17 protein-coding genes are annotated in these 23,157 nt (G+C 64.6%); 10 read left to right on the top strand and 7 right to left on the bottom strand.

Features of this window, described 5'->3' with window-relative positions; translation table 11 throughout:
* The first annotated feature begins 146 nt into the window (after positions 1-146).
* Positions 147-899: a Crp/Fnr family transcriptional regulator gene (locus tag M2320_RS21565; RefSeq protein ID WP_264599053.1), complete on the top strand. Its 753-nt coding sequence runs from the start codon at positions 147-149 to the stop codon at positions 897-899.
* A gap of 67 nt (positions 900-966) precedes the next feature.
* Here the strand turns inward: M2320_RS21565 and M2320_RS21560 are convergent, their stop codons facing one another.
* Positions 967-4,482, bottom strand: coding sequence for an indolepyruvate ferredoxin oxidoreductase family protein (locus M2320_RS21560; protein WP_264599052.1), 3,516 nt, complete (start codon positions 4,480-4,482; stop codon positions 967-969).
* Between the two features lie 169 nt (positions 4,483-4,651).
* On the opposite strand from M2320_RS21560, the gene M2320_RS21555 reads away from it, so the two are divergent.
* Together M2320_RS21555 and M2320_RS21550 are read left to right on the top strand one after the other, a co-directional pair.
* Entirely contained in the window at positions 4,652-5,812 is a 1,161-nt protein-coding gene (locus tag M2320_RS21555; RefSeq protein ID WP_264599051.1) for a thiolase family protein, read from the top strand.
* 13 nt (positions 5,813-5,825) lie between these two features.
* A complete protein-coding gene (locus tag M2320_RS21550) occupies positions 5,826-7,127 on the top strand; it encodes a Glu/Leu/Phe/Val family dehydrogenase (RefSeq protein WP_264599050.1) in 1,302 nt (433 codons plus the stop codon).
* Here M2320_RS21550 and M2320_RS21545 read toward each other — a convergent pair.
* The 5 genes from M2320_RS21545 to M2320_RS21525 are packed head-to-tail and all read right to left on the bottom strand — an operon-like array spanning position 7,118 to position 13,534.
* Positions 7,118-8,002, bottom strand: coding sequence for a hydroxymethylglutaryl-CoA lyase (locus tag M2320_RS21545; RefSeq protein WP_264599049.1), 885 nt, complete (start codon positions 8,000-8,002; stop codon positions 7,118-7,120). The two genes, M2320_RS21550 and M2320_RS21545, sit on opposite strands and share 10 nt — an antisense overlap.
* Before the next feature lie 54 nt (positions 8,003-8,056).
* Positions 8,057-10,021, bottom strand: coding sequence for an acetyl/propionyl/methylcrotonyl-CoA carboxylase subunit alpha (locus M2320_RS21540; RefSeq protein WP_264599048.1), 1,965 nt, complete (start codon positions 10,019-10,021; stop codon positions 8,057-8,059).
* Between the two features lies 1 nt (position 10,022).
* Positions 10,023-10,805 carry an enoyl-CoA hydratase/isomerase family protein gene (locus tag M2320_RS21535; protein ID WP_264599047.1) on the bottom strand — a complete coding sequence of 261 codons (783 nt, stop codon included), beginning with the start codon at positions 10,803-10,805 and terminating at the stop codon, positions 10,023-10,025.
* A 3-nt stretch (positions 10,806-10,808) separates the two neighbouring features.
* Positions 10,809-12,407, bottom strand: coding sequence for a carboxyl transferase domain-containing protein (locus M2320_RS21530; RefSeq protein WP_264599046.1), 1,599 nt, complete (start codon positions 12,405-12,407; stop codon positions 10,809-10,811).
* Positions 12,407-13,534, bottom strand: coding sequence for an isovaleryl-CoA dehydrogenase (locus M2320_RS21525; RefSeq protein ID WP_425540705.1), 1,128 nt, complete (start codon positions 13,532-13,534; stop codon positions 12,407-12,409). Before M2320_RS21525 ends, M2320_RS21530 begins: the two co-directional genes overlap by 1 nt.
* A gap of 273 nt (positions 13,535-13,807) precedes the next feature.
* Here M2320_RS21525 and M2320_RS21520 point away from each other — a divergent pair, with 273 nt between their 5' ends.
* Together M2320_RS21520 and M2320_RS21515 are read left to right on the top strand one after the other, a co-directional pair.
* On the top strand, positions 13,808-14,827 hold the full coding sequence (locus tag M2320_RS21520) for an AraC family transcriptional regulator (protein ID WP_264599044.1): 1,020 nt from the start codon (positions 13,808-13,810) through the stop codon (positions 14,825-14,827).
* A 51-nt stretch (positions 14,828-14,878) separates the two neighbouring features.
* Positions 14,879-16,051 (top strand): acyl-CoA dehydrogenase, encoded by a 1,173-nt coding sequence (locus M2320_RS21515; RefSeq protein ID WP_264599043.1) that lies wholly within the window; start codon positions 14,879-14,881, stop codon positions 16,049-16,051.
* A 3-nt stretch (positions 16,052-16,054) separates the two neighbouring features.
* On the opposite strand, the gene M2320_RS21510 is transcribed toward M2320_RS21515, so the two are convergent.
* On the bottom strand, positions 16,055-17,908 hold the full coding sequence (locus M2320_RS21510; RefSeq protein WP_425540704.1) for a hybrid sensor histidine kinase/response regulator: 1,854 nt from the start codon (positions 17,906-17,908) through the stop codon (positions 16,055-16,057).
* Between the two features lie 364 nt (positions 17,909-18,272).
* Here M2320_RS21510 and M2320_RS21505 point away from each other — a divergent pair, with 364 nt between their 5' ends.
* The 5 genes from M2320_RS21505 to M2320_RS21485 all read left to right on the top strand — a co-directional run bounded on the left by M2320_RS21505 (position 18,273) and on the right by M2320_RS21485 (position 22,790).
* Positions 18,273-18,638 carry a 4a-hydroxytetrahydrobiopterin dehydratase gene (locus M2320_RS21505; RefSeq protein ID WP_264599042.1) on the top strand — a complete coding sequence of 122 codons (366 nt, stop codon included), beginning with the start codon at positions 18,273-18,275 and terminating at the stop codon, positions 18,636-18,638.
* Between the two features lie 145 nt (positions 18,639-18,783).
* Entirely contained in the window at positions 18,784-19,896 is a 1,113-nt protein-coding gene (locus tag M2320_RS21500; RefSeq protein ID WP_264599041.1) for an MlaE family ABC transporter permease, read from the top strand.
* Between the two features lie 2 nt (positions 19,897-19,898).
* A complete protein-coding gene (locus tag M2320_RS21495) occupies positions 19,899-20,678 on the top strand; it encodes an ABC transporter ATP-binding protein (protein ID WP_264599040.1) in 780 nt (259 codons plus the stop codon).
* 3 nt (positions 20,679-20,681) lie between these two features.
* Positions 20,682-21,785 carry an ABC-type transport auxiliary lipoprotein family protein gene (locus tag M2320_RS21490; RefSeq protein ID WP_264599039.1) on the top strand — a complete coding sequence of 368 codons (1,104 nt, stop codon included), beginning with the start codon at positions 20,682-20,684 and terminating at the stop codon, positions 21,783-21,785.
* Between the two features lie 138 nt (positions 21,786-21,923).
* Positions 21,924-22,790 carry an LssY C-terminal domain-containing protein gene (locus tag M2320_RS21485; RefSeq protein WP_264599038.1) on the top strand — a complete coding sequence of 289 codons (867 nt, stop codon included), beginning with the start codon at positions 21,924-21,926 and terminating at the stop codon, positions 22,788-22,790.
* Positions 22,791-23,157: the final 367 nt, after the last annotated feature.

Here is a 23,157-nt window from a genome sequence, read left to right as displayed (position 1 = left end):
CTACGCCACCTTCGACCCTCCCCTGCTCAGGCGCAAGATCGGGAAACAGCGGTTCGCCGGCTTTCAACGCCGAACGTGCTCTCGGACAACAACATCCCTTTGAGGTCGCTATAGCTCTTGCCCGTCGGACAGTCCGGGACGAACTGATGACGGTTGATCACGAGGCCATGCTGGAGCGCTCGCCGCTGTTTCAGGCGATGGGGCGGGAGACGGTGCGCGCGCTCGTCCAGAGGCGCGCCCCGCGTTTCCACGAGCGGGGCGAAGGGATTTTTCAGCAAGGCGACCCTGCAGACGCCTTCTTCTTCGTGGTCGAAGGCTGGGTGAAGGTTTTTCGCGAGCGGGACAGCGGCGAGCAGATCGTCGTCTCGATCTTTTCCGCGGGCGACACGTTTGGCGAGGCCGCCATGTTCATCGGCGGGCGCTATCCCGCTTCCGCAGAAACCGTCGCGCCCTCACGCATCCTGCGGATCGAAGGCGCAGCGCTGCGCCGCGCCATCCTGCAAAATCCGCAAATCGCCTTCGATATGCTGGCGGCCTTCTCGGTCCATCTGAAAGGCCTGGTGGAACAGGTCGAACAGCTCAAGGCCCGCTCCGCGCCGGAACGGATCGCCGATTTCCTGCTCGACCAGACCAGGGAAACCTCGGGCGCAGCCACAATCGCCCTGCCCTATGAAAAAGCCCTGATCGCCAACCGGCTCGGCATGCAGCCGGAGAGTTTTTCGCGCGCCCTGGTGAGGCTCAGGGAGGTCGGGGTGACCGTGTGCCGCGACAACGTGCTGATCCGGGACATTGCAAAACTGCTGGCTTTCGCGGCGCGTTCCGCGGACGGCGAGGCCCGGCTGGTCGGCGGTCAAGCCCGGGCGCATCCGGCGGGCTGCTCCCCGCGGATGCGATCGTAAGCGGCAGCGTGAGGGCAAAGGTCGAGGTCGAACCGGGGCCCTGATGTCTGGTCGCCATGCGCGCCCCTCAACCCGCGCAAGCGGCTTGCTGCTTTTCCTCCGCCACACCCGAAATCTCATCGAATCGCTTCATGAGAACCGCCAAGCGCCGGCTCGCCTGCGCGGCGTAGCGCGCCTTCACCGGTCCGAAGCCGCGGATACGCTCCGGCAGAGCCGCCAGTTCGACCGCACTCTCGAGATTGGCGGAGGTCAGACGCCTCGCAACCGTGCGCATAAAAGTCTCGTAATCGCGCAGCCATGCGCGTTCCAGCTTGCGGTCGGTCCCGTGGCGGAACGGGTCGAACCAGGTCCCCCGGAGGCCGCGCAAGGCCGCCAGCCCCCGCAACACCGGCAGCGCCCACGGGCCCAGGCGGATTTTGCGCTTGGCGCCGGCGATGGGCGGGGCGAAATGGAGCTTGATGGCGAAATCGCCGCTGAAGGCTTCGCGCAGCTGTTGCATGAACGCCGGCTCGGTGAAGAGCCGCGCCACTTCATATTCGTCTTTGACCGCCATCAGCTTGTAGAGCCCGAGCGCATAGGCGCGGGTCAAGCGTTCGCTCGTCGGATCGACGCGCTGCTCCGCCGCGGAAACCTCCGCCACTTGCGCGACAAAACGGTCTGCGTAAGCGGCGTTCTGATAGGCGCGCAGTTCCTCCGCAAGCGCCGCGATCATGGGCTGGAGCGGTCGCTCGGCGAGCGGAACAGGGCGCTGCGCCAGATCGGCGGCGCGATGCGCGGCTTCAAAATCATGCGCGGCGCGCCGCCCCCATTGGAAAGCCAGACGGTTTTGCGCGACCGCGACGCCGCGGTCTTCGATGGCGCGCAGAATCGACGCCGCTGACAGCGGCAGCAGAGCTTTTTGCACGGCGAAGCCGAGCAAAAACGGGTTCGTCGCCATCGCGTCGCCCAAAAACTTGGTCGCGAGCCGGGAGGCCGGCAGAAAATCGGTCCGACCGGGACCGCAGGCCTGCTCCAGCACCGCCTCCATCTCCGCCTGCGGATGGACAGGATCAGGAAAAGCGTCGAGGTCGCCGGTGCGCGCCTGGGCGGCGAAGGCGCGCACGAACTCGCTGGTGATGGAAAAATCATTATTGACGACGGCGCGCGTAAAATCGGGACGCAGCTTGAAAATGATGTCAGGCGAGACGGAGGTGACGAGGTCGCAGCCGATCAGGACCGCCGCCTCGCCCGAGGCGATGCGGGTGGCGTGCAGATCGACCCCGGCCGGCGCGATGCGGATGTGCGTGGTCACCGGCCCGCCCTTTTGCGCGAGACCGGCCATGTCCAGGGCGGTGACATTCTTGCCTTCCAGCGCCGCCGCCGCGCCGATCAGCGCACCGAGCGTCACCACGCCCGTGCCGCCGACGCCGGCGATCAGGATGCTGCAAGGACCCTCGAGCGGCGCCGGCGCCGGTTCGGGCAAGGCGTCGATCCAATCGAGATCGCCTGATGGCGCCTGACGAAGCGCGCCGCCGTGAACCGTGACAAAACTCGGACAAAAACCTTCGACGCAAGACAAATCCTTGTTGCAGGCGGACTGGTCGATGCGGCGCTTGCGGCCGAATTCGGTTTCGACGGGAACCACCGACATGCAGTTGGACTGCGTCGAGCAGTCGCCGCAATTTTCGCAGACGCGGGTGTTGATGAAGGCGCGCAGCGCCGGGTCGGGCAAAAGTCCCCGCTTGCGGCGGCGACGCTTTTCGGCCGCGCAGGTCTGATCGAAGATCAGCGCGGTGACCGCCGGGATGTCGCGCAACTCGCGCTCGACCTCCAGCAATGCGCGGCGCTCGCGCACATCCACGCCGGCCGGCAGATCGACGTCCGCGTATTTTCGCGGCTCGTCCGCGACCACGACGACGCGCGCGACCCGCTCGGCCAGCAGTTGCCTGGCGATCATCGGCGCCGTGAGCGCGCCTTCGACGCTTTGGCCGCCGGTCATCGCCACCGCGTCATTGTAGAGGATTTTGTAGGTGATCGCCCTGCCCGCCGCCACGGCCGCGCGGATCGCCAGCAGACCCGAGTGCTGGTAGGTGCCGTCGCCGAGATTGGCGAACACATGTTTTGTCGCCGTGAACGGCGCCTGCCCGATCCAAGCCGCCCCCTCGCCGCCCATTTGCGAAAAGGTTTTTGTGTGCTCCGCGTCGATCCAGGTCGCCATGTAATGACAACCGATGCCGGCCATGGCCTGGCTTCCCTCCGGCAATTGCGTGGTGGAACGGCTATGCGGACAGCCCGAGCAATAATGCGGCTGGCGCACCGGCAGGGTTTTGAGCGCGCGCGCCTCATTGGCGAGCAGCAGCGCCAGACGGTTTTCCAGGCCCGCGTCGCTGTGAAAACGCGCCAGACGCTCGACAATGACTTTGGCGATCAGCGTCGGCGTCAGTTCGCCCGCCGGCGGCAATTGCCAATCGCGCAACGGCGCCTCCCATTCGTCGGCGTCGGCATATTTGCCGATCACGCGCGGGCGCACGTCGTCGCGCCAATTGTAGAGATGCTCCTTGAGCTGGTATTCGATCAGCTGGCGCTTTTCCTCGACCACCAGAATTTCGTCGAGGCCTTCGGCGAAGGCGCGCATGCCCTCAGCGTCGAGCGGCCAGTTCATGCCGACCTTGTAAAGCCGCAGGCCGATCTGTTCCGCACGCGCCGCATCGATCCCGAGGTCTTCGAGCGCCTGCCGCACGTCGAGATAGCTTTTGCCCGTGGCGACGATCCCGAACCGGGCGCGCGGTCCGCCAAAAATCAGGCGGTCCAGCCTGTTCGCCCGCGCGTAGGCCATGGCGGCGTAAACTTTGGCGTGCTGGAGGCGAAGCTCCTGCGCGAGCGGCGGATCGGGCCAGCGGATGTTCAGCCCGTCGGGCGGAAGGGCGAAATCCTCGGGGATGAGGTTTTGGACGCGAAACGGATCGACGCTGACGCTGGCATAGCTTTCGACCGTATCGGCGGTGGCCTTGAGCCCGACCCAGCAGCCGGAATAGCGCGACATCGCCCAGCCATGCAGGCCGAAGTCCAAAATTTCCTGCACGCTCGACGGGTTGAGCACCGGCATCATCGCGGCGGCGAACATGTGCTCGCTCTGGTGCGGCAAAGTGGAGGAGCGCGCGGCGTGGTCGTCGCCCGCAACGGCCAGCACGCCGCCGAACCGCGAGGTCCCCGCCGCGTTGGCGTGTTTGAACACGTCCATGGAGCGGTCGACGCCGGGGCCCTTGCCATACCACAGGCCGAAAACGCCGTCATAGAGCGCGCCCTCGAACAGGTTGACCTGCTGCGAGCCCCAGACGGCGGTGGCGGCGAGGTCTTCGTTGAGGCCCGGCTCGAAATGCACGTTTTCGGCTTCAAGCTCCGCCTTGCGCCGCCAAAGCGTCTGATCGAGCGCGCCGAGCGGCGAACCGCGATAGCCGGAAATGAAGCCTGCGGTGTTCAGGCCGGTGGCGCGGTCGCGCTGGCGCTGCAGGATCGGCAGCAGGGCGAGCGCTTCCGTGCCGTAGAGAAAGCGGGAGTCGACGCGGTCTCGCGTCCTGGCCGGCAATGGCGTTGCGATGTTCACCGCGCCTCCTCAAAGGCGGCTGATCCGCCTTTGCTCTAAACACGCCAGCCGGACTTTGGTTTCTCAGCCTTGGCCGTTCCGCGATTGAACCAATTCGCCGCTGCGGCGTCTTTGAATCAAGAGATTGGCGCCGGTCACGCTGTCGCCGCGATCACGCAGGTCCAGGTTCATGTCCACGAGGGAAATCCTGCTCTGTCATCCCGCGCGCACACCGATCGGAGCGTTCGGCGGCGCGCTGAACGCGTTTTCGGCGGCAGAATTGGGCGGCATCGCGGTGCGCGCCGTGGTGCAGCGCTCCGGGCTCGATCCGGCCAAGGTCGGCGGACTGGTCATGGGCAATGTCGTTCAAGCAGGCGGCGGGCAGAATCCCGCACGGCAGGCGGGCCTCGGCGGCGGCCTGCCGATCAGCGTCCCCGCGATGACCGTCAACCGCGTCTGCGGTTCCGGCGCCCAGGCGATCATCAGCGCTGCGCAACAGATCGGCGTCGGCGAGATTGATTGCGCCGTCGCCGGCGGCTTCGAATCCATGGAGCGGACGCCCCATCTGCTGCAGGCCGGTCGCTGGGGCGCCCGCATGGGCGCGACGGCGGTTCACGATTCCATGCTGCGCGATGGACTCGAGGACGCCTTTTCCGGAGAGCATGCCGGCTGGCATGCGGAAGACCTGGTCACACTCTGCCAACTGACCCGAGAAGCGCAGGATCGTTTTGCCGAGCGGTCTCAACGCCTGTTTTGCGCCGCGCGCGACGCCGGCAAGTTCGAAGAGGAGATCGTCGCGGTCGACGGTTTCGCGCGCGATGAAGCCCCGAGGGCCGACACGACCCTTGCGGCCCTGTCAAAACTTCGGCCGGCGTTCCGGGCCGATGGAACCATTACGGCTGGAAATGCGCCGGGGCTGAACAGCGGCGCCGCCGCCATGATCGTGGCCGAGGCCGGCTTTTCCGAGCGCAACGGCCTGCGCCCCATGGCGCGCCTTGCCGGCTATGGCGTGGCGGCCGTTGAGCCCGGCCTGTTCGGCTTGGCGCCCGCGCCGGCCATCGAGACGGCGGTCACGCGCGCCGGGTGGCGGCTGGCGCAGGTGGAGCGCTTCGAGATCAACGAAGCCTTCGCCGCCGTGCCGCTCGCGGTCATGCAGAAACTCGGGCTTCCCGACGACGTCGTCAATGTCGAAGGCGGCGCCATCGCCCACGGTCATCCCATTGGAGCCACCGGCGCCATTCTCGCGACCCGTCTGATGCATGCCATGCGCCGCGACGGGGTTCGGCGCGGCGTCGTCTCGCTGTGCATCGGCGGCGGCATGGGGGTGGCGCTGGCGCTCGAAGCCTTTTGAAGGACGCTCTCCCTTGAACATCACCATCGATCCGCCTCCGGTCGCCAGCGCCCTGTCCTTCGTACAGCGCTCGACCTCCAGCGCCTGGGCCACCTATCTTTCGCAGATCGACCGCGTCACGCCCTATCTGGGAAAACTCGCGCCGCTGGCGGAGACGCTGCGCCGGCCCAAGCGGGCGCTGATCGTCGATGTGCCCATCGAGCGCGACGATGGCTCCTTCGCCCATTTCGAGGGCTATCGCGTGCAGCACAGCCTTTCGCGCGGGCCGGGCAAGGGCGGCGTGCGTTTCCATCCCAATGTTTCGCTCGAAGAGGTGATGGCGCTGGCGGGCTGGATGACGATCAAGAACGCCGCGATCAATCTCCCGTTCGGCGGCGCCAAGGGCGGGGTTCGCATCGAGCCGCGCCTCTACTCAAAGAAGGAGCTGGAGCGGGTCACGCGCCGCTACACCAGCGAAATCGGGGTCATCATCGGGCCGCAACAGGACATCGCCGCGCCCGATGTCAACACCGACGCGCAGGTGATGGCGTGGATGATGGACACCTATGACATGAACACCGGACTCGCCAGCACAGGCGTCGTCACCGGAAAGCCGATCCATCTCGGCGGATCGCTCGGCCGCAAAAAGGCGACGGGGCGCGGCGTTTTCGTCATGGGTTGCGAAACCATGCGCCGCCTAGGCATGCCTCTTGAGGGCGCGCGGGTCGCCGTGCAAGGTTTTGGCAATGTCGGCTCCGTGGCGGCCGAGCTTTTTGCCGCCGCTGGCGCGAAAGTGGTTGCGGTGCAGGATGTGGACGCCACTGTGTTCAACGCGTCGGGACTTGATGTCGTCGCGCTTGCCGCAGATGCGCGCGCCCAGGGTGAGATCGCCGGCTTTTCCGGCGGCGAGGCGATCACCCGCGAAGCCTTTTGGGAGGTCGGCTGCGATGTTCTGATCCCGGCGGCGATGGAGGGCGCCATCGACGCCGCGCGGGCCAAGAAAATCGCCGCACGCCTGATCCTGGAAGGCGCCAACGGCCCGACGCTCCCGGAAGCCGATGATGTTTTCGCCGCGCGCGGCATTGTCGTCGTTCCCGATGTGCTGTGCAACGCCGGCGGGGTGACGGTCAGCTATTTCGAATGGGTGCAGGATTTCGCCAGCTTTTTCTGGACTGAGGAGCAGATCAATGCGCGCCTTGCCAAAATCATCCTCGACGCGCTCGACCATGTCTGGCGCAAGGCCGAAGAGCTGAAACTGCCGTTGCGCACCGCGGCCTTCGTCGTCGCTTGCGAGCGCGTGCTGATCGCGCATGTCGAGCGTGGGCTCTATCCCTGAAGCGCGCGCGCGACGCGCGAAGCTGGGGGACGCCCGAGTTGGCTGCTCATCCAGACGGCGCAATCGACCAGTTTTCGCAGATCGATTCCGGTTTCGACGCCTGAGCGCTCGAACATCCAGACCAAATCCTCCGTCGCGACATTTCCGGACGCGCCCTTTGCATAGGGACAGCCACCCAAGCCGGCGACAGACGCATCGAACACCCGCACGCCCTCTTGATAGGCCGCCCAGGCGTTGGCCGCGCCCATGCCATAGGTGTCGTGGAAATGGCCGGCGAGTTTTTCGACTGCAACCAGTTCCGTGACGCAGGCGATGAGCGCCTTCACCCTTTTCGGCACGCCAACGCCAATCGTGTCGCCAAGGCTGATTTCGTAACAGCCCATATGGGTCAGGTCTTGCGCGACGCGCGCCACCGCTTGTGGCGCGATCTCGCCCTCGTAGGGGCAGCCGAGCGCACAGGAAACGTAGCCGCGCACCTTCACGCCCGCTTGCCCGGCAGCTTCCATCACCGGCGCGAAACGCGCGAGCGATTCCGCAATGGAGCAGTTGATGTTCCTTTGGCTGAAGGTTTCCGACGCCGCGGCGAACACGGCGATTTCGCGCACGCCCGCGGACACCGCCGCCTCGAAACCCTTGAGATTGGGGGTGAGGACGGGATAGGCGACGTCCTCGTGCTGCAGAGCCCGCAGCACGGCGTCGTGGTCGGCCATTTGCGGGACCCATTTGGGCGAGACAAAGGCCGTGGCCTCGATCGTTTGGCAGCCCGCCGCAACGAGGCGTGCGATGAGCTCCAGCTTTGTCGCCGTCGGGATCGCCTGCGCCTCGTTCTGCAGGCCATCGCGCGGCCCGACTTCGACGATTCTTACTCGTTCCATGGCGCCCTCACGCCGGTTTTCTCTTTCATCTGATCAGACGCGCTCTTGTTGCGTTTAAACGGTCTCAAGCTCGAACTCGACGAGTTCGGCGCCTTCGCTCACCTGGTCATCGGCCGCGCACAAGAACGCCTTGACGGCGCCGGTCGCGGGCGCCGTGAGCTTGTGCTCCATCTTCATCGCTTCAAGAACCAGCAGCGGCGCGCCCTTCTCGACTCTTTCGCCCGGTTCGACCAGCAAAGCAATGATGCGGCCGGGCATGGGCGCAAGCAGGCCGCCATGGCCGGCGCCGCCCTCGGTTGCGACATCGAGCGGGTCGAGTTTTTGCAGTTTGTGCGCCGCCCCGTCGAGAAACAGGTCGAGCGCATTGTGGCCGGGCACGACCACGGCGCGGACGCGGCGACCGTCAAACTCGGCCGCGATTGCGTCGCCCCTCAGGCGACCGCAAGCGTTCACTGCATGTTTGCCCGATGCGAGCCGAAACGTATCGCCGAAATAGGTGGCATCGACCGTTCTTTCGAATTCCCCGCAGCGAAAAGCCATCGCGCGGGAAAAAGCGCCGTTCAGGCGCCAGCCGTCCTGTCGACCGCAGCCGCTGGCGCCTTGCTCGCCCAAAATCTGCGCCAGCGCGGCCAGGAAAAACACCTCGTCCGCTGGCGGGGCGTCCGGTGGGAACAAGGCGGCGCTCTCGCGTTCGATCAGCGCGGTGTCGAGATTGGCTTGCGCAAAAGCGTCGCAGGCGACCAGGCGCGACAGAAAACCGATATTGCTGGCGACGCCGGAGATTTGAAAATCTCCCAAAGCCCTGCGCATACGGGAGAGCGCTTTTTCGCGCGTCTCGTCCCAGACGATCAGTTTGGCAATCATCGGATCGTAGTGGGGGCTGATGACGTCGCTCTGCTCCACGCCCGCGTCGACCCGCACATGCGCGCCTTCGGCCGGCGTGCTCAGATGCCGCAGTTTCCCGATCGAGGGCAAAAACCCTTTTGCGGGGTCTTCCGCGTAAATGCGCGCTTCCAGCGCATGGCCGCGGAAGGTGAGCTGCTCCTGCTCGAGCGGCAGCGGTTCGCCGGCCGCGATCCGCAATTGCCATTCGACCAGATCGAGGCCAGTGATCATTTCGGTCACGGGGTGCTCGACCTGGAGACGGGCGTTCATCTCCATGAAATAGAAAACGCCATCCGGCGCCAGGATGAACTCCACCGTGCCCGCGCCGACATATTTTATCGCGCGGGCGGCTTCGAGCGCCGCACGACCCATTTCAGCACGATGCTCGTCCGTAAGACCGGGCGCCGGCGCTTCCTCCAGAACTTTCTGGTGGCGGCGCTGCACCGAACAATCGCGCTCGAACAGGTGGACCATGTTGCCGTGCTTGTCGCCAAACACCTGGATTTCGACGTGGCGCGGTCGAACGACGTAGCGCTCGATCAGCACATGGGCGTCGCCGAAGGACGAAACAGCTTCACGCTGGCAGGACGCGAGTTCCGCCAGAAAATCGTCGTGTCTCTCCACGCGGCGCATGCCTTTGCCGCCGCCACCCGCCGCCGCTTTGATCAGGACGGGATAGCCGATCGCGTCGGCTTCCCCGAGCAGGCGCTCGGGCGACTGGTCGTCGCCATGGTAGCCGGGCGTGAGCGGAACGCCGGCCTTCTCCATCAGTTTTTTGGCTTCCGACTTGGAGCCCATGGCGCGAATGGCTTCGACGGGCGGGCCGATGAAGACAAGGCCGGCCTCCGCGCAGGCGCGACAAAACGCTTCGTTCTCGGACAAAAAACCGTAGCCGGGATGGATGGCCTGCGCGCCGGTTCGCTGTGCCGCCGCGATGATTTTATCGCCGCAGAGATAGGACTCGCGCGCCGCCGCCGGGCCGATGCGGACGGCTTCCTCGGCGAGACGCACATGCCGGGCGTTTGCGTCGGCGTCGGAAAAAACCGCGACGGTTTTGATCCCCAAGCGTCGCGCGGTGCGGATGATGCGGCAGGCGATTTCGCCGCGATTGGCTATCAGGATTTTTTCGAACATGTCAGGCGCTCCACTTCGGCGGGCGCTTGTCGAGAAAGGCGGACAGGCCCTCGCGCGCCTCATCGCCGCCGCGCAGCCGCGCGATGCGTTGGGCCGTCTCCTCGATAATGGAGTCGTCGGCGGCTTTGCCGGCGATATCGCGGATCAGCCGCTTGGCTTCCGCTTGCGCGCGGGGGCCGCCCTGAAGCAGCAGGTCGAGTTGCGCTTTTACGCAAATGTCGAGCGCCTCCGCCTCCGCGACTTCGTGGACGAGGCCGATTTCCGCCGCCTTCCAGGCCGGAATGCTCTCGGCGGTGAGAAAATAGCGCGAGGCGTGGCGTGGACCGATGGCGCGCAGGACATAAGGGCCGATGGCCGAGGGAATGAGGCCGAACCGCACTTCGGATGTGGCGAAAGTGGCGCCACTCGCGGCGACGCAGATGTCGCAGGCCGCCGCCAGGCCCATGCCGCCGCCAAGCGCCGCGCCGTGGACGCGGGCAAGCGTCGGCTTGGGCATGTCGGCCAGCGTCCGCAGCATGGCGGCGAGCTTGCGCGCGTCGGCGAGATTGTCGTCGAATCCGGCGTCTCCCAAAGCCTTCATCCAGGCGAGGTCGGCGCCTGCGGAAAAACTTTTGCCGCGCCCGGCGAGAACCATTGTGCACACGCTTTTGTCGGCGCCGATTTTTTCGAATGCCTGCGTGAGTTCCGCGATGAGTTGCGCATTAAAGGCGTTGTGGCGCTCCGGCCGGTTCATCCAGACGGTCGCAACTTTTCCCTCCCGGACGATTTCCAAAAGCTCGAACATGGCTCACATCCTGAACACGCCGAACCGCGTCTCGCGCGGCGGCGCGTTGAGCGCGGCGGAGAGAGACAGACCGAGCACGCGGCGGCTTTGCGCGGGGTCGATGACGCCGTCGTCCCAGAGCCGCGCGGTCGCATAATAGGGATGGCCCTGGGTTTCGTATTGGTCGCGGATCGGCGCTTTGAACCGCTCTTCATCTTCGGCGCTGAAACTTTCCCCCCTGCCCTCCAAGGCGTCGCGGCGCACGCGCGCCAGAACGCTCGCCGCCTGTTCGCCGCCCATCACGGAAATGCGGCTGTTCGGCCAGCTCCACAAAAAACGCGGGGCATAGGCGCGGCCGCACATGCCATAATTGCCGGCGCCGAAGGAGCCGCCGATCAGCATGGTGATTTTGGCAACCTGGGTGGTGGAAACCGCCGTCACCATTTTGGCGCCGTCGCGGGCGATGCCGCCGTTCTCATATTTGCGGCCGACCATGAAGCCGGTGATGTTTTGCAGAAACACGAGCGGAATCTGGCGCTGCGAGCACAATTCAATGAAATGCGCGCCTTTTTGCGCGGATTCGCCGAACAGGATGCCGTTGTTGGCGATGATCCCGACCGACGTTCCGTAAAGCTGGGCGAAGCCAGTGACCAGCGTCGTCCCGTAGCGCGCCTTGAATTCGTCGAAGCGCGAGCCGTCGACGAGGCGCGCAATCACCTCGCGCACGTCGTAGGGGTAGCGAGTGTCCGCCGGGATGACGCCGTAGATTTCTTCGGGATCGTAAAGCGGCTCCTCGCCGCCGCCGAGCGCGGCGCTCGTCCGGTTGAGGTTGTCCACGATGCGCCTCAGAATCGCCAGCGCGTGAGCGTCGTTTTCGGCGAGATGGTCAGCGACGCCGGAGAGCCTGGTATGCACGTCGGCGCCGCCCAGATCTTCCGCCGTGACGATTTCGCCGGTTGCGGCGCGCACCAGCGGCGGGCCGCCGAGAAAAATCGTTCCCTGGTTGCGCACGATGACGGTTTCGTCCGACATGGCGGGCACATAGGCGCCGCCGGCCGTGCAGGAGCCCATCACCGCCGCGATCTGCGGAATGCCCTTGGCCGACATATTGGCCTGGTTGAAAAAGATGCGGCCGAAATGATCGCGGTCCGGAAACACCTCATCCTGCATCGGCAAAAAGGCGCCGCCGGAATCGACGAGATAGACGCAGGGCAGATGATTTTGCTCGGCGATTTCTTGTGCCCGCAGATGCTTTTTGACGGTCAGGGGATAATAGGTTCCGCCCTTCACCGTCGCGTCATTGGCGACGATCATGCAGTCCACGCCGGAAATTTTTCCGACACCGGCCACGACGCCGGCGCTCGGCGCGGCGCCGTTGTAAAGGCCGTGGGCGGCGAGCTGTCCGACTTCGAGAAAGGGCGCGCCGGGGTCCAGGAGCAGGTCGATGCGCTCCCGCGCCAAAAGTTTTCCACGTGATTTGTGACGCTCGGCCGCCGCCGCGCCGCCGCCGTGGCGCACCGCTGCTGCTTTTTCGCGGAGGTCCTCGACCAGCGCCTTCATGGCGGCGCGGTTGGCTTCGAAATCTTCGGAACGGGTGTTGATGCTGCTTTTCAGGACCGACATCAGCGCGTTTCCGCCATCAGCTCGCGACCGATCAGCATGCGGCGGATTTCCGACGTGCCTGCGCCGATTTCGTAGAGCTTGGCGTCGCGCCACAGGCGCCCGGCGGCGAAGTCGTTGGTGTAGCCGACCCCGCCCAAAGCCTGGATGGTTTCGCCCGCCATCCACGTCGCCTTTTCCGCGGAATAGAGAATGGCGCCGGCGGCGTCCTTGCGCAGGACGCGCGAATGGCTTTGGCGGTCGCAGGCCTGGCCCACGGCATAGACATAGGCGCGGCTCGCCGACCACACCGCATACATGTCGGCGAGCTTGCCTTGCATCAGCTGGAAATCGCCGATTGGCTGGCCGAATTGCTGGCGCTCATGGAGATAGGGCACGGCGACATCCATGCAGGCCGCCATAATGCCGAGCGGCCCGCCGCACAGCACGGCGCGCTCGTAATCGAGGCCGGACATCAGCACTTTGGTCCCCTCGCCCACAGCGCCGAGAACATTTTCAGCCGGGACCTCGCAATTATCGAAAAACAACGGAAACGTGTTGGAGCCGCGCATGCCCAGCTTGTCGAGATGGGCGCCGGCGGAAAAGCCCGCAAAAGCATTTTCGACGATGAAGGCCGTGATCCCCTTCGCCCCGGCGGCCGGATCGGTTTTCGCATAGACGACCAGCACATCGGCGTCGCCGCCGTTGGTGATCCACATTTTGGCGCCGTTCAGAACGAAGCGGTCGCCCTTCTTTTCCGCCCGCAGCTTCATCGACACCACATCCGAGCCGGCGTTGGGTTCGGACATGGCGAGCGCGCCGACATGCGCGCCAGACAAAAGTTTGGGCAGGTATTTCGCTTTTTGCGCGGCCGTTCCATTGCGGCGGATTTGATTGACGCAGAGGTTTGAATGCGCGCCATAGGACAGGCCAACCGAGGCCGAGGCGCGCGAAATCTCCTCCAGCGCCACGATATGGGCGAGATAGCCCATGGCGGAGCCGCCGTCCTCCTCGCTCACGGTCATGCCCAGCAGGCCGAGGGCGCCGAATTTCTGCCAGAGGTCGGCGGGAAAGAGATTGTCGCGGTCGATCTGCGCGGCGCGGGGCGCGATTTCGGCCTGGGCGAAGCTGCGCACCGTGTCGCGCAGCATTTCGATCTCCTCGGGAAAGCCGAAATCGAGGCTCGGAATGGACACGGCCTTGCTCCCTTGGGGGCCTATCGGGTGACCTCCCGCTATTGCGCTCACCCGATAGGCTCTTGTTCTTGTGTGGGATGCGCTTCGCGAATTCTCTCCCCTTCGCTGGAAGCGCTTTTGTCGGCGCTCTTGAGCGGCGCCAGTCCCAGGACCTTAGGGCGCCCTAAGGAATTGTGTCGGCCGATCAGGTTGCATTTTCAGCCAGACAATGAAATCCTCAAACGCGTCATGACTGCGCCTTCGCCTACGATCGGAACGCCAGTCGCCTTTGTCAAAGCGATTTGCCTCGGCTACGCCAAATATGGCGTAGACCCCGGGCCGGCGCTCCAGAAGGCGCAAATTCCGCCAGATTGCTTGAGCCGGGCCGAGGCGCGGGTGACGCCGGCGCAATTCGAAGCCTTCTCTTTCGTCGCCATGCAGGAGCTCGACGACGAGGCGCTCGGCTGGTTCTCGCGCCGACTGCCCTGGGGCGCCTATGGGCTGCTGTGTCGCGCTTCGATCACTTCGGCAACGCTCGGGCTGGCGTTGCGGCGCTGGACGCGGCACCACCGCATTCTCGTCGACGACATCCTGCTGCGCCTGGATGTCGAGGACGGCGTCGCCCGCTTGTCGATCGACGAGACGCGCGATCTCGGCGCCTTTCGCGAGTTCTGCCTGGTCTCGCTGCTGCGCTATGTGCTGGGCTATGCGTGCTGGACGGTGGATTTCCGCATCCCGCTCCTGCGCGCCGAATTTCCGTTTCCGGCGCCGCCGCACGTCGATGTCTATGCAAAACTGTTTGCAGAAAATCTGCGCTTTGACGCGCCCTGCGCGCGCGTGTGCTTCGACGCCGTCTATCTCGAGCGGGCCCTGCAGCGCGACGAGGCCGGCTTGCAAAAAATGCTGAAGCGCGCGCTGCCGCTGACGGTCCTGCCCTATCGCCGCGACCAGCGCCTGAGCGCGCGCGTCAAAATGGTGATGAGCCTGCCGAAGGCCGAGCTTCCCGCTGCGCAGGATCTGGCCGAAGATTTCAATATTTCGACCCGCACCCTGCACCGCCAGTTGAGCAAGGAAGGCGCGAGCCTGCGCGATCTCCAGAAAAAGGCGCGGATGGATCGCGCCAAAGAGGGGCTCGCACGCACCAACCAGCCGATCAAGCGCGTGGCCCATTCCGCCGGCTTTCAAAGCGAAAAAGCTTTTTCGCGCGCCTTCAGGCAGGCGATGGGCGAGACGCCCAGCGCTTACCGGAAGCGCATGCGGCATTCCTGACCGAAAAGAATCCGGATAGTCTCACGCCTGTCACGACCACGAGCGCCCCGCATGACTTTCAATGTGCAAGACCCCTTCGCGCTCGATGCGCAACTTTCCGCCGAAGAACGCCTCGTCCGCGACGCCGCGCAGCGCTATGCGCGCGAAAAACTGGCGCCGCGCATCCAGCTGGCGTTTCGCAACGAGCAGACCGACCCCGCCGTTTTCCGCGAAATGGGCGACCTTGGACTTTTGGGCGCGACCATTCCTCAGACTTACGGCGGGGCGGGCCTCGGCTATGTCTCCTATGGCTTGATCGCGCGCGAGATCGAGCGAATCGACTCCGGCTATCGCTCGATGATGTCGGTGCAATCCTCGCTGGTGATGCTGCCCATTTTCGCCTTCGGCTCGGAGGAACAGCGCCTGCACTATCTGCCGAAACTGGCGCGCGGCGAATGGATCGGCTGTTTCGGACTGACCGAGCCGAATTCCGGGTCTGACCCAGCCTCAATGGCGACGCGCGCGAAAAGAGTCGCCGGCGGGTTTTCGCTGTCGGGCTCGAAAATGTGGATCACCAACGCCCCGATCGCCGACATTTTCATTGTCTGGGCCAAGGACGACGCAGGCGACATCAGGGGCTTTGTTCTTGAAAAAGGCCTGAAGGGCCTGTCGGCGCCGGTGATCCATGGCAAAATCGGCTTGCGCGCCTCGATCACCGGCGAGATCGTCATGGACGAGGTGTTTGTTCCCGAAACTGCAATGCTGCCGGGTGTAAAGGGGCTGAAGGGGCCCTTCACCTGCCTCGACGCCGCGCGGTTTGGCATTGCCTGGGGCGCATTGGGCGCCGCCGAGGCGTGCTTTTCGACCGCGCTGGCCTATACCAGCGAGCGAAAGCAGTTCGGCCGGCCGCTCGCAGCGAACCAGCTCATCCAGAAGAAACTGACGGACATGCTGACCGAGATTTCACTGGGCCTGCAGGGCTGCCTGCGCCTCGGGCGGCTCAAGGAGCACGGCGGCGCGCCCGTCGAACTGACCTCCATTCTCAAACGCAATTCCTGCGGCAAGGCGCTGGACATCGCCCGCGCCGCCCGCGACATGCTCGGCGGCAACGGAATTTCAGATGAATTTTGCGTCGCCCGGCACCTGGTCAATCTGGAGGTCGTGAACACCTATGAGGGAACGCACGACATTCATGCGCTGATTGTCGGACGGGCGATCACCGGGCTTGCCGCCTTCGCCAATTGAAGATCAGCCCTGGACCATGGGTGAAGCGCCGGCGGGTTCGGAGGCGCGGTGAGACAAGAGCGCCTCCACCTGCTCAAAATCGACGGGCTTGACCAGATGTTCATCGAACCCCGCCTCGCGGGTGCGCCGCCGATCCTTCTCCTGGCCCCAGCCCGTCAGGGCGACGAGATAAATGTCCTTGCCCTGCGGGAGTTGGCGGATACGGCGGGCTGCTTCGCACCCATCCATGCCCGGCATGCCAATATCCAACAACACAATCTCAGGCGCGAAGGCGGCGACGATGTCCAATGCTGTTTGGCCGTCATAGGCGACGCGAACATCCGCGTCCAAGGTTTCCAGGAGCATGACCAGGACATCGGCGATGTCGCGGGTGTCGTCGACCACGAGGACGCGGCGTCTGGCGCCGCGAGCGGAAGGGATGGCGTCCGGCTCAGCGCTCACGCCGCTCGCCTGCGCCAAGGGCAGGCGCACGATGAATTCACTGCCGCGGCCGAGCCCCTCGCTGAACACTTCGACCCGTCCGCCGTGCATTTCGACCAACTTGCGCACCAGCGCCAACCCGATGCCGAGGCCACCGCCATGCGAGGCGTCATCATTGCCCAACTGCATGAAAAGGTCGAAGATGCAGGAGCGTTTTTCGGGCGGAATGCCTGCGCCGGTGTCGCGGACGCTCACCACGGCTTCGCCCGCCTCGCGGCGCGTCGAAATCTCGACCTGTCCGCCGGGCGGGGTGAATTTGGCGGCGTTGTTGAGCAGGTTGCTGAGCACCTGGGCGAGACGAGTCGGGTCGGCGTCGAGCGGCAGAGGCTCGGGCGTCAGCGCGACCGTGAGCCGCATGTGTCGCTTCGCCATCAGCGGCTGGCTGGCCGAGACGGCGTCATCCACGGCTTGCGCCAGTTCGATGTTTTCGCGCCGTAATTCGATCAATCCACGGCTGAAGCGGGCGACTTCGAGGAGATCGTCCACCAGCCGCACGAGATGATCGACCTGGCGGGCCATCGTCTCTTGCAGGCGCGCCGCCTGCGCGCTGTCCACGCCCGCCCGCAACACCGCCAGTCCCGTTCGCAAGGGGGCGAGCGGATTGCGGAGTTCGTGGGCGAGCATGGCGATGAATTCGTCCTTGCGCCTATCCGCCTCGCGCAAAGCGTCCTCGGCCTGCTTCAACCGGGTGACGTCGAGAAAGGCGCCGACCGCGCCGCAAATCTGGCCTTTGTCATCGAGCAGCGGCGTCGCCTTGGCGAAGGCGTTGAGGGCGACGCCGTCCGCGCGAACAACGTCCAGCACTTGCCCTTCGACCAATTCACCGCGCAGCGCATGCTGCATCGGCAGTTCGTGCGGGGACAGCTCTCGCCCATGCTGGAAAAGCTGAAATGCGGCCGGATTCGCGCCCGACGTCGAGAATTCGCCCTTGAACGCGATCCCGAACATGTCTTCCAGCGCACGATTGCCCTCGATGCGATCGCCGCTCAGATCATGCGAGATCGCTATGCCGAGCGGCGCCGTGTCCAGGATGGCCTGCAGTTCCGCAACGCGCAGCTTTTCCCGTTGCTCGGCGTTCTTGCGCTCGGTGATATCGCGGCTCACCGTGGCCAAGCCGACCGCGTTTCCGCTCTCATCCTTGAGAACGAAAACGTCGTAGATCATCCATATGGCTTTGCCTGTCCTGAAATGCCGGAAGCGGATCTCGGTTTCGGCGCGACCTTCCCTCATGACCCTGGGAAAAAAATCGTTCAGAATGAAATCCTGGTCCTCGGGAAAGAAGAAGTCCTGCACCGGCGCTTGGCTCGTGGGCTGGACATCGTCGAGACCGACCAGGCGTAGCCCCGCCTCGTTCGTATAGAACGGCCTGAAATCCATGTCGCACATACCGATGAACAATGGACTGTTGTCCGCCAACAGTCTGAAAAACGACGTGTCCTGGCCGTTCATCTTCGTCGAAAGCCCCGGTTTCTCTCAGCCATTGCCGAGTTTGAGCTAGAAAAGCTGGCGCGCATCGCGCCGCCCGACTACGCTTAAGCTTTGCGACATTTGCCAGCGGCCTCACCAGACCGTTCTATACGCCTATTCAGACGTCAAAGACATCCTCAAGACGTCCACGCACTTCATTGCGGGCGATACGGAGCGGCTTGGCCTGCCCAGACGTCGCGCGTTGCAGCGCATCGGCCAAACCACTTGGGAACGCGAGCGAGGGCTGTGCGTTGCTCTGCCGAGGGAGCGGGGCATGTCCAACAAAATATTGAGCGCAAAGACCTGCACGCCCTGTCGTGGCGGCGTTCCGCCGCTTGCTCCTGACGAGGCCGAAGCGCTGCGTTCGAAAAACACGCCGGACTGGCGGCTGGAGGACGAAGCCCGGCGCGTGGAGCGCGGCTTCGCCTTCGCCGACTTCCGTCAGGCGCTGGACTTCGTCGACCAGGTCGGCGCGCTTGCGGAAAGCGAAGGCCACCATCCCGACATCGCCTTTGGCTGGGGCTACGCGACCATTTCGCTGCAGACCAAGAAGATCATGGGCCTGAATGAAAATGACTTCATCATGGCGGCCAAGATCGACGGCGTTCACGAGGCGGCGAAGCGCCAGAACGCGCGCTGATCCGCGCGCCAATCCCGAGGCGCCCGCGGCGTGAGCGGGTCATCTTTTTGCTTTCAACCGGCGCGACGATGAGAAAGGATGGCGGCCGAGTTCAAGTCGGCACGCGCGCCTGTCGATTCGGCGCGCGGACGCGGGAGTGTGAGCGATGGCCGGAGATTGCCTCATAGAGATCGAGCACGGCTCCGACCGGATCGCCTTGACCGGCTCCGGCGCCTGGGTGGCGTTCAACGCCCGGCGGCTGGAAGTCTTGATTGACCGGATTTTCTCCCTCGACACGCGCCGCATTGAAGTAAATGCGGCCGATATCAGCCAATTCGACACGTTTGGGGCCGTGGCGCTCGACAGACTGGCGCGCGGCGACGGGCGTCATGACGTGGTCGTCACCGGGCTCTCCGGGCGCTATGCGGGGCTTTACGAAAAAGTGCGCGAGGCCGGAAAAGAGCACCCGCCGCGTGACAAGCAAACCTCCGCGCTCGCCGAAATCGGCGCCGCCTTGCAAAATTTCGGCGCCGACGGACTGCGCTACCTTCACATGATCGGGGCCTTCGCCATGGCGCTGGCCTGCGTCGTCACGCGACCGCGACGCTTGCGGCTGCCCTCGCTGGCGAACCAGATCGACCGTGTCGGCTGGAAATCCATTCCGATCATCACCCTGATCACGCTGCTGATCGGCGGCATCATCGCGCAACAGGGCATTTTTCATTTCCGCAGGTTCGGCGCCGAGGATTATGTCGTCGACCTCGTCGGCATCCTGATCCTGCGCGAGATCGGCGTGCTGCTCGTCGCCATTATGGTCGCCGGGCGTTCCGGCAGCTCCTACACCGCGGAGCTCGGCTCGATGAAAATGCGCGAGGAGATCGACGCGCTCCGCACCATGGGCCGCGAGCCCATGGAGGTGTTGATCCTGCCGCGCGTCCTGGCGCTGGTGGTGGGGCTGCCCGCCCTTGCGTTTTTGGGATCGATAGCGGCTTTGTTCGGCGGCGGTCTGGTCGCTTGGATCTATGGCGGCATGGACCCGAGCATTTATGTCGCGCGCCTGCGCGAAGCCGTCTCGATGACCGATTTTGAGGTCGGCATGATCAAGGCGCCGTTCATGGCGCTGGTGATCGGGCTGGTCGCCTGCACCGAGGGGCTGAAGGTTCAGGGCAGTTCGGAATCGCTGGGACTGCAAACCACGGCCTCGGTCGTAAAATCCATTTTCATGGTGATCGTGCTCGACGGTTTCTTCGCCATTTTCTTCTCGTCGATCGGCATGTGACCATGACGACGGAAGCGATCGCGATCAAGATCGACGACCTTGTGGTCGCCTTTGGCGCTCATGTCGTGATCGACCATTTGTCGCTCGACGTACGGCGCGGCGAAATTCTGGGGCTTGTCGGCGCCTCGGGCGGCGGCAAATCCGTATTGCTGCGCACCATGCTCGGCCTGATCCCCAAAATCTCCGGACGCATCGCCATCCTTGGGACCGATCGCGATTCCGCGAGCGCGCGCGAAACGCACGCGCTGGAGCGGCGCTGGGGCGTGCTCTACCAGCAGGGGGCGCTGTTCTCCTCGCTGACCGTCTTCCAAAACATCGAATTTCCAATGCGCGAATATCTGGACCTGTCGCCGCGCATGATCCGCGAAGTGGCGGCGGCGAAGCTCGACATGGTTGGCCTTGACCCGCGCGATGGCGAAAAACTGCCTTCCGAGCTTTCCGGCGGCATGACCAAGCGCGTCGCGCTGGCGCGGGCGCTGGCGCTCGATCCCGAAATCGTCTTCCTCGACGAGCCGACCTCGGGGCTCGACCCGATCGCGGCGGGCGAGTTCGACACGCTGATCCGCACCCTTCAGGACACGCTCGGCCTGACCGTGTTCATGATCACGCATGATCTCGATTGTCTCAGGCTGGTGTGCGACCGGATCGCCGCGCTCGCCGACGGCCGCATTGTCGAAATCGGCTCCATGGACGCGATGCGCGCCTCCGCGCATCCCTGGGTGCAAACCTATTTTCGCGCGGCGCGGAGCCATTCCGGGCAAGGCGCGCAAGAGGGAGTGTGAGGGATGGAAACGACGGCCCGCTATGTCATCGTCGGCTTCTTCACCTTGGCCTGCGCGCTCGCCGGCTTCGTGTTCGTCTATTGGCTGAAGAATTCCGGCGGGTCCGGACAGGCGCTCTACTGGATTCGCTTCGAGCAGCCGGTGATCGGCGTGCGACCCGGCGTATCCGTGCTTTTTAATGGCTTGCGCGTCGGCGAGGTCCGCCAGGTCAACCTTTCGGCCGCCGATCCGAAAGAAGTCCGCACGCTCGTCGCCGTCGATCCCGCCACCCCTGTTCGCGCGGACACGACCATCACCGTGGACACCCAGGGGCTGATGGGTTCGGCGGTGGTGTCGATGATCGGCGGTTCACCGGCCGCCGAAATCCGACGCGAGGCCAATGTGACGCCGGTGCTGAGCGCCTCGAAAGACGCCGGCCAGACCCTCACCCAGGCCGCCAAGGCGACCCTAAAAAAAATCGACGATCTCGTCGGCGACAATTCCGAGTCGCTGCATAGCGCCATCGACAACATCAACACGTTTTCGGCCGCGTTGGCGCGCAATTCCAACCGGGTCGACGATATACTCGCGGGCTTGGCAAAACTTTCGGGCGGCGGCGAGACCAAGCCGCAGCGCACCTTCGACCTCGCCGCTCCGGCGCTCACGCCCGGCGCGCCCATCGAGGCCCAGGTGGCGATCCCGGACCTGTCGACCCTGCTCAGCTTCGAGACGCAGCGCCTGCTGGTTTCGCCTCATTCCGGCGAGAGGAAGCAGATCGAGGGCGGGCAATGGGGCGACACCCTGCCCAAACTGGTGCAGGCGAAAATCATGCAGAGCCTCGAGGCCGCCGGTTTCGCCCATGTCGCCAAGGGCATGGATGGTTTTGACGCGCAATATCAGCTCATTCTCGACATTCGCGCCTTCGAGGTCAGCCTCGATCCGCAGCCCGAGGCCAAGGTGCAGTTGAACGCCAAGCTCGAAAAGGGCGGCAAGATCGTGGCGACCCAGGATTTTGCAGGTTCGGCCCCGGCGAAAAGCGCCGACGCGCCCGACGCCGCGGCCGCGCTGAACGCGGCCTTCGCCAAGGCCGCCACCGATCTGGCGGGCTGGATGCGCAAGAAAGTGTGAGGCTCAGTCCGGTTTTCCCGGGGGCCGTTCAGACCCGCCGATCAGCTTCATCTTGCCCCCTCCCCCGCCATGGGCCAACCTGGATGCGGCGCTCGACCTGAACCGCGCAACGCGCGCAGGCGTCCAGGGAGGATCAGAATGCGGCGGCTCATACTTCTCCTTCGGCGCCTGCTGGTTGTCGCGCTCGGAGCTGTGACGGTCTGGCTGATCGCCTTCGTGATCTTCGACTTCGCCGACCAACGCTTGCCCGTTGCGCTTGCGGTCGCCTGCACTTACGCCCTTGCCGCCTATGTGGTCTTGCCGCGCGCCATTCGGATTGGATTGAGACTCCTTCAGCGGGGGCGCGTGCCCAGCTACACGCTCACGAGTGATGGTTTTCCGGGCGACCCCGTCAATCTCGCCCTGATCGGCACGATGCGCCAATTGCGAACGGCCTTCGCCGCCGCCGGCTGGTCGGAAGCGGATGCGCTCAACTTGGCCAGTTCCTGGCGAATGGTCCGCGCCTTCGTGCTCAACCAGCCCTACAGGGCGGCGCCCTTCAGCACGCTCTACCTCTTCGGTCGAAGGCAGGATATCGGCTTCCAGCAGCCCATCGGCGACAGTCCGCGGAAACGGCATCATGTCCGCTTTTGGGCGATATCTTTCAATCGCGCCGAGCAGACCCTGGACACGCCGTCCTTCTGGCTCGACACGCTGCGCCCCTCCGATGACGAGCGCGCGCTCTGGATCGGAGCGGCAACCCGGGACACCGGATTTTCCCTGACGCGTTTGAGTTTTCAAATCACGCACGCCACCGACGCCGACACGAACGAGGAGCGCGACTTCATTGTCGAGGCGCTCGAAAAATGCGGCGCGATCGCCAATTTCCGCTTGCATCGCCCGAGCGAACGTTTCGAAATCGGACGCGTCAACCGATACGTCACCGACGGATTCGTCGCTGTGGCGGAGCTGGTTTCTCCGGAAAACGCGGGTTTTACGCTGGATAATCCGCCCTGCCCGCCCTGACGCGAGCCCCGCGGGAGCAGGTGTTCGATTTTGGGACCATCCACAGGCCACGAATAAAAAATCAGATTTTTTTGCAGAATGCAGTTGACCGCGACAGAGCTTAGCCTCTAGAAGCCGGTCATCGACGGCGTCGCTGCCGGTCACTGGCGGCGGACGCTGACGCGTCTTCAACTGAACCTTCGTGGGTTTGGCCGGCTGGGTCGCCGGGGATGACGCGTCGCTGAAGGATCGGGTTGACGCCTTCGGGTGTGAGGCTTAAATTCTTTGGCCCTGCTGTTTGACAATCGCATCGGAAGAAAGAGAAACGTGGACGGCGGAAGTCCTTGCGTTGACCTTCGAGGAAACTTGAAGGTCTTTCATGAGGAAC

Origin of the sequence: Rhodoblastus acidophilus (genome assembly GCF_025961575.1) — a bacterium.
Taxonomy (GTDB): Bacteria; Pseudomonadota; Alphaproteobacteria; order Rhizobiales; family Beijerinckiaceae; genus Rhodoblastus; species Rhodoblastus acidophilus_C.
Note: the sequence above shows the minus strand (reverse complement) of the source record. Positions and strands in the feature narration are given on the sequence as shown.